Origin of the sequence: Nocardioides endophyticus, from assembly GCF_039543845.1 — a bacterium.
Classification (GTDB): Bacteria; Actinomycetota; Actinomycetes; order Propionibacteriales; family Nocardioidaceae; genus Nocardioides; species Nocardioides endophyticus.
The window spans coordinates 46,891-56,147 of sequence record NZ_BAABKN010000013.1 but is presented as its reverse complement, the minus strand read 5'-3'; the positions used below and the strand labels follow the sequence as shown (position 1 = coordinate 56,147).

The 9,257-nt window shown below is 69.8% G+C and carries 15 protein-coding genes; 9 read left to right on the top strand and 6 right to left on the bottom strand.

Going from position 1 to position 9,257, the window contains the following annotated elements; genetic code table 11:
* Positions 1-82: 82 nt before the first annotated feature.
* The 5 genes from ABEA33_RS10170 to ABEA33_RS10150 all read left to right on the top strand — a co-directional run bounded on the left by ABEA33_RS10170 (position 83) and on the right by ABEA33_RS10150 (position 3,448).
* Positions 83-310: a hypothetical protein gene (locus tag ABEA33_RS10170; protein WP_345526651.1), complete on the top strand. Its 228-nt coding sequence runs from the start codon at positions 83-85 to the stop codon at positions 308-310.
* Between the two features lie 90 nt (positions 311-400).
* Complete coding sequence (gene msrA / locus ABEA33_RS10165) at positions 401-1,045, top strand: peptide-methionine (S)-S-oxide reductase MsrA (RefSeq protein ID WP_345526650.1); 645 nt, start codon at positions 401-403, stop codon at positions 1,043-1,045.
* Positions 1,046-1,139: 94 nt separating this feature from the next.
* Entirely contained in the window at positions 1,140-1,499 is a 360-nt protein-coding gene (locus ABEA33_RS10160; protein WP_345526649.1) for a YciI family protein, read from the top strand.
* Positions 1,500-1,642: 143 nt separating this feature from the next.
* Positions 1,643-2,977: an ABC1 kinase family protein gene (locus ABEA33_RS10155; protein WP_345526648.1), complete on the top strand. Its 1,335-nt coding sequence runs from the start codon at positions 1,643-1,645 to the stop codon at positions 2,975-2,977.
* An 84-nt stretch (positions 2,978-3,061) separates the two neighbouring features.
* On the top strand, positions 3,062-3,448 hold the full coding sequence (locus tag ABEA33_RS10150) for a VOC family protein (RefSeq protein ID WP_345526647.1): 387 nt from the start codon (positions 3,062-3,064) through the stop codon (positions 3,446-3,448).
* A gap of 6 nt (positions 3,449-3,454) precedes the next feature.
* On the opposite strand, the gene ABEA33_RS10145 is transcribed toward ABEA33_RS10150, so the two are convergent.
* The 5 genes from ABEA33_RS10145 to ABEA33_RS10125 are packed head-to-tail and all read right to left on the bottom strand — an operon-like array spanning position 3,455 to position 6,098.
* Positions 3,455-3,586 (bottom strand): mycothiol transferase, encoded by a 132-nt coding sequence (locus ABEA33_RS10145; protein ID WP_345526646.1) that lies wholly within the window; start codon positions 3,584-3,586, stop codon positions 3,455-3,457.
* Positions 3,583-4,362, bottom strand: coding sequence for a VOC family protein (locus tag ABEA33_RS10140; RefSeq protein ID WP_345526645.1), 780 nt, complete (start codon positions 4,360-4,362; stop codon positions 3,583-3,585). Before ABEA33_RS10140 ends, ABEA33_RS10145 begins: the two co-directional genes overlap by 4 nt.
* Positions 4,359-4,673 carry a pyridoxamine 5'-phosphate oxidase gene (locus ABEA33_RS10135; RefSeq protein WP_345526644.1) on the bottom strand — a complete coding sequence of 105 codons (315 nt, stop codon included), beginning with the start codon at positions 4,671-4,673 and terminating at the stop codon, positions 4,359-4,361. The genes ABEA33_RS10140 and ABEA33_RS10135 overlap by 4 nt, the downstream gene beginning before the upstream one ends.
* The gene (locus ABEA33_RS10130; RefSeq protein WP_345526643.1) at positions 4,670-5,305 is read right to left on the bottom strand and encodes a YigZ family protein; all 636 of its coding nucleotides are present in this window, start codon (positions 5,303-5,305) and stop codon (positions 4,670-4,672) included. Before ABEA33_RS10130 ends, ABEA33_RS10135 begins: the two co-directional genes overlap by 4 nt.
* 10 nt (positions 5,306-5,315) lie before the next feature.
* A complete protein-coding gene (locus ABEA33_RS10125; RefSeq protein WP_345526642.1) occupies positions 5,316-6,098 on the bottom strand; it encodes a sulfite exporter TauE/SafE family protein in 783 nt (260 codons plus the stop codon).
* Positions 6,099-6,250: 152 nt separating this feature from the next.
* On the opposite strand from ABEA33_RS10125, the gene ABEA33_RS10120 reads away from it, so the two are divergent.
* The 3 genes from ABEA33_RS10120 (at position 6,251) to ABEA33_RS10110 (ending at position 8,504) form a co-directional block, all read left to right on the top strand.
* Positions 6,251-6,928: a hypothetical protein gene (locus ABEA33_RS10120; RefSeq protein ID WP_345526641.1), complete on the top strand. Its 678-nt coding sequence runs from the start codon at positions 6,251-6,253 to the stop codon at positions 6,926-6,928.
* 64 nt (positions 6,929-6,992) lie between these two features.
* A complete protein-coding gene (locus tag ABEA33_RS10115; RefSeq protein WP_345526640.1) occupies positions 6,993-7,634 on the top strand; it encodes a hypothetical protein in 642 nt (213 codons plus the stop codon).
* A gap of 21 nt (positions 7,635-7,655) precedes the next feature.
* Entirely contained in the window at positions 7,656-8,504 is an 849-nt protein-coding gene (locus tag ABEA33_RS10110; protein WP_345526639.1) for a cobalamin-binding protein, read from the top strand.
* Here the strand turns inward: ABEA33_RS10110 and ABEA33_RS10105 are convergent.
* Positions 8,457-8,750, bottom strand: a complete 294-nt coding sequence (locus ABEA33_RS10105) for a CBU_0592 family membrane protein (protein ID WP_345526638.1) — start codon at positions 8,748-8,750, stop codon at positions 8,457-8,459. The genes ABEA33_RS10110 and ABEA33_RS10105 overlap by 48 nt on opposite strands.
* A 51-nt stretch (positions 8,751-8,801) precedes the next feature.
* On the opposite strand from ABEA33_RS10105, the gene ABEA33_RS10100 reads away from it, so the two are divergent.
* Positions 8,802-9,212, top strand: a complete 411-nt coding sequence (locus tag ABEA33_RS10100) for a DUF2695 domain-containing protein (RefSeq protein ID WP_345526637.1) — start codon at positions 8,802-8,804, stop codon at positions 9,210-9,212.
* The last annotated feature ends 45 nt before the right edge of the window (positions 9,213-9,257 follow it).

Genomic DNA, 9,257 nt, shown 5'->3' with positions numbered 1-9,257 from the left:
CCACTCTGCCAGCCAGCCCCGGGCCAGCCATCACCAACCCTCACAGCCTCGAAACCACCGCACCTGCCCCTACGCTCTTGCCATGGTCGATCCGCGCTGCTCCGCATGTCAGGCCGTCGGGCTCGAGCCCGGCTTCCTCGAGGACGCCGGCGAGAGCTCGCGTGGCTACCTGCGCTGGATCCCCGGCCCGCTGGAGAAGGGGATCTTCGGCGGCGCGGCCCGCATGGGGAAGCAGCGCCTGGACGTCTCGGCGTACCGCTGCGGGGAGTGCGGTCACCTCGACCTCTACGTCGACCCGACCACCACCTGACCCGGCCGGGCACGCGACCACCCACGGGAACGCCATGGTCACCGGCGTTGTTAGAGACTGTGCAACGTCACTCCGAAAGAAGGAGAACCCGTGTTCCTCACCCGCAAGGCCCAGCTGGTCACCCCCGAGGAGACCCTGGCCGGCCGCAGCGAGCGCAACTTCCCGCTGTCCGAGAAGCACCGCGTCCTGGACGCACCGCTGGTCACCGACGTGGTCCCCGACGGCTTCGAGGTCGCATTCTTCGGCCTCGGCTGCTTCTGGGGCGCCGAGGAGATCTACTGGCAGGTCCCCGGCGTCTGGTCGACGTCGGTCGGGTACGCCGGCGGCACGACCGAGCACCCGTCGTACGAAGAGGTCTGCTCGGGCCGCACCAACCACACCGAGGCCGTGCGGATCGTCTTCGACCCGTCGAAGGTGTCCTTCGCCGACCTGGTGAAGACCTTCTTCGAGGTCCACGACCCGACCCAGGGCTTCCGCCAGGGCAACGATGTCGGCACGCAGTACCGCTCGGCGATCTACTACACGACCCCCGAGCAGGAGCAGGTCGCCCGCGACCTGACCAAGGTGTACGGCGACGAGCTCAAGCGGCGTCGGCTCGGTGACATCACCACCGAGATCCGGCCGGCGAGCGAGACGCCGTACTTCTACGCCGAGGACCACCACCAGCAGTACCTCGCCAAGAACCCGTTCGGCTACCGCTGCCACGCCAACACCGGCGTGAAGTTCCCGGCCTGAACTTTCTCAGCCTGAGGGTGTCGTGTCCGCCGCCCGCCGTTCGTAGCGTAGGTAGCGGCGGGCACCGGGTCCGCGTCCGGAAAGAGGAGCTGACATGGCCGAGTACCTCATCTACTTCAACCAGCAGTGGGTGGGCGACCACACCGAGGAGTGGTTCCGCAGTCGCGGCCCGACGTCGATGGCGGTCGTCGAAGAGATGAAGGCGGCCGGCGTGTGGATCTTCGGCGGCGGGCTGGAGGAGGAGGTCGACGAGGCTTTCAGCGCCGACGCGACCAGCGGCACGCTGCTGTTCACCGACGGGCCCTTCGCCGAGACCAAGGAGTACCTCGGCGGGTTCTGCGTGATCAGGGTGCCCGACGACGACACCGCCAGGGTCTGGGCCGGCAAGATGGCGGAAGGATGCGGCTGGCCCCAGGAGGTCCGCCGATTCAAGCCGCTTCCGTCGACCGAGTAGTCGGCCTGTCCCAAGGACGTCATACGGACAGAGCGTCCGCTTGCTCTGTGAAGTCTCAGGACTTCACAGTGCGACCCCTTGCTCCGGACGTATGACGTCCCAGCCTCCCGGCCACCGCTAGGTCCGTCAGGGACACTGGCGTCATGACCGAGCTCCCGCGCAAGGCCGTGGCCAGGACGGCGAGACTCGCCGCCCTGCCGATCGGGTACGCCGGACGCAGCGCGGTCGGGTTCGGCAAGCGGATCGGCGGCAAGCCCGCCGAGGCCGTGATGTCCGACATCCAGCAGCGCACCGCCGAGCAGCTCTTCCGCACTCTGGGCGAGCTCAAGGGCGGGGCGATGAAGTTCGGCCAAGCGCTGTCGGTGCTCGAGGCGGCGCTTCCGGAGGAGATCGCCGGACCCTACCGCGAGCAGCTGACCCGACTGCAGGACTCGGCGCCGCCGATGCCCACGCAGCAGGTCCGCGACGCGCTCGCGCGCGACCTCGGCAAGGACTGGAAGAAACAGCTGGTCTGGCTCGACGGCGGCCCGACCGCGGCCGCGTCGATCGGCCAGGTGCACAAGGGCCGGTGGCACGACGGTCGCGATGTCGCCGTAAAGGTGCAGTACCCGGGCGCCGGTGACGCGCTCCGCTCCGACCTGCGCCAGCTCTCCCGGCTCGCCCGGACCATGGGCACCCTGGTCCCGGGGATCGACGTGAAGCCGCTGATCGCCGAGATGCAGGCGCGCACCGAGGAGGAGCTGGACTACCGGCTCGAGGCCGAGGCTCAGCGCACGTTCGCGGAGGCCTTCCGCGACGACCCGGACTTCGTCGTACCCGACGTCGTCGCCGCCGGCGACACCACCTTGATCACCGAGTGGCTGGAGTCCCCCTCCTCGCTCGCCGCCGTCATCGCGTCGGGGACCCAGGAGGAGCGCGACCACTACGGCGAGCTCTTCGTCCGGTTCCTCGTCGACGGCCCGGCGCGGACCGGGATGCTGCACGCCGATCCGCATCCCGGGAACTTCCGGATCCTGCCGACCGAGGACGGTAGGCCAGGCGGCATGGGCGTCCTCGACTTCGGCGCGGTGGCGCGACTCGCCGAGGGAGCACTGCCGCTCGCGATGGGGTCCCTCATCCGCATCGCCGCGATCGAGGACGACGAGACGCTCCTGGCCGGCCTGCGCGACGAGGGCTTCATCAAGGACCGGGTCACCGTCGACCCGGCGATGCTGCTCGACTACCTGTCGCCCTTCGTCGAGCCGACCCAGGTCGAGCGCTTCAAGTTCTCGCGGCAGTGGATGCAGTCGCAGTTCCAGCGGGTCAACAATCCCCGCGACCCGGCGTACACGCTCGCCCTCAAGATCAACCTGCCCCCGGCGTACCTGCTGATCCACCGCACCTGGCTGGGCGCGGTGGGCATCCTCAGCCAGCTCGAGGCCGAGGTGCCGTTCCGGGCGATCCTCACCGAGTCGCTCCCGGGGTTCGCCGGGGACTGAGACGCCCAGGGCTCACCAGCACACTTTGGTGATGACGCGCGCCCTCCGTCGGCGAGATGCTGGGAGGTGGCCCGAGGAGGTCCCATGTCCATCTCAGATAGCCCTGTCTCGGTCATGCTCCCGATCAGCGAGCCCGACAGAGCCCAGCAGTTCTACGGCGAGCGTCTCGGGCTCGCGTACGACGGGCGGCACGGCAGCGACGAGGTGATGTATCAGCTCGCCGGCGGAGCCCGCCTCGTGCTGCGCATCCTCCCCGACGCACACCCGTCCCCCAACACAGCCATGAGCTTTGAGGTCCAGGACGTCGCCGCCGAGATCGCCGTGCTCGAGGGTCGCGGCGTGGTCTTCGAGGACTACGACTCGCCCGGGTTCACCTCGGTCGGCCACATCGTCGAGGGCGACGGGATGCGAGCAGCGTGGTTCCACGATCCCGACGGCAACGTGCTCTGCCTGCACCAGGTCACGGGCTGACGTCGGTCAGTCGCCCGTCACACCGTCGATGGACTTGCGGATGAGGTTGGCGTGGCCGTTGTGGCGGGCGTACTCCTCGACGAGGTGCAGCAGGATCCACCGGAGGCTGGCGCGCTCGCCAGCGACGTGCGTCGTCATCGCGGCGCCCGCCGGGTGATGCAGTATGTCGTGCCGACCGGGTCGGTGAGCACCGTCCACCACTCCTGTCGGGACACCTCGGTCGCGCCGAGCGCGACGTGGCGGGCGACCTCGGCGTCGCGGTCCTCGGCGGCCAGGTCGAGGTGCGCGCGAACCGCCGACCGCTTGGCATTGGGGTCCACGTGGACCCCATTGCCAAGTCCTTCGCCGTCGTCGAGCCGCTGCACCAGCCAGCGCAGCGGCTGGTCGTCGGGAGGCTGGAGCCGCTCGAACTCCCGTTCGTTGACCTCGGTCAGATCCCACCCGGTGAGTCCCTGCCAGAACGCCACCTCCACGTCGTACGCCGTCGGTGGGATGTCGAGGCAGACCTGGTCGACCTGGGAGCGGTGGCCGTCGGACCAGGTGGCCGCGGCCGGCCGGCGCGCCGCCGGGTGGCTGACGAAGCAGAAGACCAGTCCGCCGGGTGAGCGCAGCACGACGTAGCCGGCCTCGTGCCGGACCAGCACGTGGCCGCCGAGCTCGATCGCGGCCTCGGCGGCGATCGTGGGCTGGTCGACGTGCAGGTCGAGGTGGATCCGGCCCGGCCCCTCATCGAGGTGCTGGACCCGGAGGTAGTCGTCGCCGTCGGGCGGCACCAGGGTCGCGAACTGGCCGGTCTCGCCGCGCGTCTCGGAGACGGCGTACCCGGTGACGTCGCGCCAGAACGCCGTGCCTCGGTCGAAGTCGCCGGCCCCGAAGTCGAGGAAGGCGCTGACCCAGAAGGGACTGATCGTCATGAGACCGGCTTGTGCAGGACGGCGCCGGTCGGGGTGACGAGCACGTCCCCTCCGTCGACAGCGCCGATCCCGTCGACCAGTAGGGACATGCCGGGGTTGGTCAGCGGCGGGAAGACCAGGGTGAGGTTGGGGTTGGCGTCGACGTTGGCGACCGAACCCCGACCAGGTGTGGTGATCCGCAGACCGCCGTTGTCGGGCACCGCGCGCACCGAGACCGCCTTGACCAGGCCGTCTCTGGAGGTGAGCAGGTAGCCCCGGTCGAAGTCGGCCAGGGTCTTCGGCAGGTCGGCGAGATCAACGAGGACGCTCATGTGTCGAGGCTATCGACCCAGCGCTCTCCTGCCACCGTGGTTTCCACGGCCCCGGCGGTGACCTCGGCGAGCAGGGTCGCCAGTCGCGGCTCCCCGGCGGGCGGGACTCCGAGGGTGAGCGACACCCGGGCGCCGTACGCCGTGTCCAGCACCGCGATGCCACGGGTGCGCAGCTCGCTCTCGACCCGGCCGGCGTCGGCGTGGTCGAGCTCGAGGCGGTGCTCGCGCACCAGAGAGCGTCGCAGCGTGCCGGCCTCGGCGAGGGCGGTGCGTACGGCGTCGCCGTACGCGCGCACGAGCCCGCCGGCGCCGAGCAGGGTCCCGCCGAACCACCGCGTGACGACCGCGACGACGTCGCTGAGCCCGGCTCCCCGGAGCACGTCGAGCATGGGGGCACCTGCCGTGCCGGCGGGTTCGCCGTCGTCGGAGGATCGCTCGACCGGACTCGGCGGTGGACCGATCACCAGGGCGGAGCAGTGGTGGCGCGCATCCCAGTGCTGCTTGCGGAGCCGCGCGACGACGGCGCGAGCGGCAGTCTCCTCCTCGACGCGCACCAGGGTGCAGAGGAAGCGGGAGCGCTTCACCTCGATCTCGGCCTCGGTGTCACGCGCGACGGTCAGGTAGGTCGTCACGACCCCAACCTCATGTCCACAGCCCGAACACGTCGCCGCCGATCCGGACGATGAACGCGGAGACCACCACGATGAAGAAGATCCGCACGAACCTGGTGCCGCGGGAGACGGCGGTGCGAGCACCGACGTAGCCGCCCACGACGTTGCAGAGTCCCATCACCACCGCGACCTCCCACAGGATCGCGCCCTGCGGCGCGAAGACCAGGATGGCGGCGAGGTTGGTCGCCCAGTTGGCGAGCTTCGCCTTGGCGGAGGCCTCGAGGAAGCTGTAGCCGAGCAGGCCGACGAGCGTGATCACGAAGAAGCTGCCGGTGCCTGGTCCGAGCGCTCCGTCGTAGAAGCCGATCGCCAGGCCGGTGCCCATCGCGGCCACGGTGTGCCGGTGTCCGGAGAACCGCAGCGCGGTCGCCTCGCCCAGTTGCGGCTTGAAGAGCACGTAGCCGCCGACCACGATCAGCGCCACCAGCACGATCGGCTCGAAGGCGTCGCGCGGGATCTGGCTGGCGACCAGCGCGCCGGCCGCGGACCCGGCGAAGGCGAAGAGCATCAGCGGCAGGGACGTCTTCGGGTCCGGCCTGATCCGGCGGTAGTACGTCGCTGCGCTCACCGTCGTACCGCTGAAGGCGGCGACCTTGTTGGTGGCCAGGATCTGGACGGTGGCGGCGTTCGGGAGGCCGAGCAGCAGTGCCGGGAGCTGGATCAGCCCGCCGCCGCCGACGACGGCGTCCACGAAGCCCGCTGCCAGCGCGGCGAGGCCGAGCAGGACCAGCACGGTCGCGGAGACGTCGTTCACATCTGCTTTCGGTGGTCGAGTAGCGAGCGCAGCGAGCGTATCGAGACTCCAAGTGGACTCCCAGTCGACCCCAAGCCGGCCGCGACATGGTCCTCCCATCAACTCCGACCCCCCCGGAACCGACCGGGACCCACCAGAGAAGAGAGCCCATCATGAACCGCCGCTGGCTGACCCGGGCGCTGATCGCGCTCGCCGTCCCCGCCCTGATCGTCCCCGCGCTCGCCACGTCCGCCACCGCGGCCGGGGGCGCGAAGGTCCCCACCATCGACGCCGTCGCGAAGACCTACCCCCACCTCGCGGACGGCACCGCCACCGAGAGCGCCATGAAGGTCTACGGCCCGGGCAAGAAGTGCAACACCACGAAGGTCATCGAGGGGGCGAGCGGACGGTCCGCGTCGTACTCCCCCGACTACTCCTCCGGCGACCCGAGCGCCTACCTGATGACCGGCGAGCGGCCGATGGTGTCCGTCCAGGCGTACAAGTTCCCGACGACCAAGGCCGCGATCGCGTACCTCCACGGCTACGCGAAGGCCGCGAAGAAGTGCCCGGGCACGAATCCCGGTGGCGGCGGCACCGGCGGCGGCCCCAAGCCGGACTGCAAGTCCTCGATGAAGAAGATCGCCTTCAAGCTCGGCAACGAGCGCTGGGGCTACCAGATCAAGTCGACCTGCACGATCTCCGGCCAGACCTCGTCGTCGGTCTTCAACTCGCTCTTCTCCCGCAAGGGCCGCTTCATCGTCTACACCAGCGCGATGTCGATGGACGCCTCAGCTCCCTCGATCCCGAAGTCGATCGAGCTCACCTCGACGGCCCTCAAGGCCGTCGGCTGAGACCGTCGGACGGGTCGGGGCGTTTCGGTCCCGGCCCGTCCGCTTTGCTGGCAGGATCCGGCGCATGACTCACCGTTGGCTGACTCGGGCGCTGGTCGCCGTCGCCGTACCCGCGCTCGTCGCCCCGACCGTCGCCTCGACGGCAACCGCGGTCCCCAAGCCGCCCGCCGTACCCACCCTCGCCGCCGTCGCCAAGATCTACCCGCATCTCGAGGGTGGATCCATCGACGTGTCGCGCGTGAGCAAGATCCGGATGCCGGAGAAGTCGTGCAAGCGCGGCTCGGTGATCAAGGGCGCGACCGGCCAGGAAGCCATGTACGCACCGGACATCGAGTCCATGGAGGACGTCAAGGAGTTCGAGGTCACCGGCCAGGAGCCGATGGTCAGCGTCACCACACAGGTCTTCCGGAGTGCCCGCGTCGCGAGCCAGTACCTGCGAGCCACTCTCACTGAGGGCCAGGACTGTGAAGAGCTCGTGGGCGACGAGGGTCAGATGAAGAAGATCCGGTTCAAGCTCGGCTCCGAGCGTTGGGGCTTCCAGGTGAGAACGGCCATCAAGAAGGACCCCCTGATCGGAAACGTGCTCTTCTTCCGCACCGGAGCCAAGATCGTGGGCGTCATGAGCATGTCCATGACCGGCAAGACAGCGCCCTCGATCCCGAAGACGATCGCCGTCGCGCGGCTCGCGCTGAAGACCGTCGGCTGACCACTCCCCTAGGCTCGGGAGATGCGGATCGTCTCCCTGCTCCCCTCGACGACGGAGATCCTCTTCGCCATCGGCGCGGGCGAGGACGTCGTCGGCGTGACCTTCGAGTGCGACTTCCCGGCTGAGGCGCGCAACCGTCGGATCGTGTCGACCTCGGCGATGCCGGAAGGGCTGACGCCCGCCGAGATCGACGCGTACGTCGTCGGCGCGATGTCGCGGGGTGAGGATCTCTACCACCTGTCGGCCGACGCGCTCGCCGAGCTCGACGCCGACCTGGTCGTCACCCAGGACCTCTGCGCGGTCTGTGCTGTGGACGTATCGGTCGTGGACGACGCGCTGGCCTACCTGGGCTGCCGTGCCGAGGTCCTGACGATCGACCCGCACACGCTGGACGAGGTGCTCGACTCGATCGTGGCGCTCGGCCGCGCGACCGGCCACCCGTCCGAGGCCGCTGAGCTGGTTGTCGGGCTCCGGTCGCGGCTCAGCGCGGTACGTCGACGCGTGGCCGGCCTGGCCCGACCTCGCGTGATGCTGCTCGAGTGGACGGACCCGCCGTACGCGCCGGGGCACTGGGTCCCGGAGATGATCGAAGCGGCCGGCGGCACCTGTCTGCTCGGCAAGCCCGGCGCGAAGTCCGAGCGCGTGCTGTGGGAGTCCGTGCACGAGGCCGCACCGGACGTCATCGTGTGCGCCCCCTGCGGCTACGACCGGCCGGGCGCCCAGCGGCTCGCCGACGACCTGGTCGCGTCGGGCGTCCTGCCATCCGGCGTCCCGGTCCACGCCGTCGACGCCAACGCCGCCTGGGCGCGGCCCGGGACGCGCCTAGTCGACGGGGTCGAGGAGCTGGCCGCGATCCTGCACCCTGCTTGAGCGGAGTGCCGCGCGTAGCAGTCCGACCGTGCCGATCACGACCCAGACCAAGTTGAGCACCGCGGACGGCCAGGCGCCGTAGTACGCGGAGTTGACCATCAGGAACCCGCCGCCGAACAGGTTCATCAGCTGGAACGCCAGCCCCGTGCCGTGGATCCGGCCGGCGGTGACGAGGGCGTAGGCGCCGACCAGCAGGGCCATCCCGACCCAGCCGAGCACGTTGACGATGATCACGGTCGCATCCACTGGCCCATCCTGACGGGTCGCGCTGTCGGTGGGCGCCGGTAGACATCTGTCATGCCCGAGATGTCCGTGGCCGACGAGGCCGAGCTCTACCTGAAGACGGTCGCCGACCCCGGAGCCGAGCCGGGGCTCTACGAGTGTCTGGCGTGCTTCGTGTCGCGTCGGGTCGAGGCCGTGGGGTGCGACCGGACCCGCCTCTGGACGCAGTGGTTCCGCGACATCAAGTCGCCGACGGCGACCGCGCTCGAGGAGCGTCTGCTCAAGATCGGCGTCTACTGCGACTGCGACCTGGCCCGCAACGGCTACCGGATGTCGCGGCACCTACTGGTTCGCGACCTGATGACCGACGAGCTGTCGCTCCCCGACGAGCTGCCCGACTGCGCCGGCGTACGACGCACCTCGACCAAGCCCTGCGACAACTGGGAGCGCAAGCCGCTCAGTGAGTGGGAGCCCGGCCCGCACTAGCGGGCCGACGCGGCGAGACGTCATACGAATCGTGGGTCAGGGGCC

Coding starts and splice junctions, on each gene's coding strand:
- ABEA33_RS10145 (WP_345526646.1), bottom strand. CDS start 3,586: ATGACGACGCACGTCGCTGGCGAGCGCGCCAGCCTCCGGTGGATCCTG.
- ABEA33_RS10160 (WP_345526649.1), top strand. CDS start 1,140: ATGGCCGAGTACCTCATCTACTTCAACCAGCAGTGGGTGGGCGACCAC.
- ABEA33_RS10135 (WP_345526644.1), bottom strand. CDS start 4,673: ATGAGCGTCCTCGTTGATCTCGCCGACCTGCCGAAGACCCTGGCCGAC.
- ABEA33_RS10100 (WP_345526637.1), top strand. CDS start 8,802: ATGCCCGAGATGTCCGTGGCCGACGAGGCCGAGCTCTACCTGAAGACG.
- ABEA33_RS10155 (WP_345526648.1), top strand. CDS start 1,643: ATGACCGAGCTCCCGCGCAAGGCCGTGGCCAGGACGGCGAGACTCGCC.
- ABEA33_RS10170 (WP_345526651.1), top strand. CDS start 83: ATGGTCGATCCGCGCTGCTCCGCATGTCAGGCCGTCGGGCTCGAGCCC.
- ABEA33_RS10120 (WP_345526641.1), top strand. CDS start 6,251: ATGAACCGCCGCTGGCTGACCCGGGCGCTGATCGCGCTCGCCGTCCCC.
- ABEA33_RS10115 (WP_345526640.1), top strand. CDS start 6,993: ATGACTCACCGTTGGCTGACTCGGGCGCTGGTCGCCGTCGCCGTACCC.
- ABEA33_RS10150 (WP_345526647.1), top strand. CDS start 3,062: ATGTCCATCTCAGATAGCCCTGTCTCGGTCATGCTCCCGATCAGCGAG.
- ABEA33_RS10110 (WP_345526639.1), top strand. CDS start 7,656: ATGCGGATCGTCTCCCTGCTCCCCTCGACGACGGAGATCCTCTTCGCC.
- ABEA33_RS10140 (WP_345526645.1), bottom strand. CDS start 4,362: ATGACGATCAGTCCCTTCTGGGTCAGCGCCTTCCTCGACTTCGGGGCC.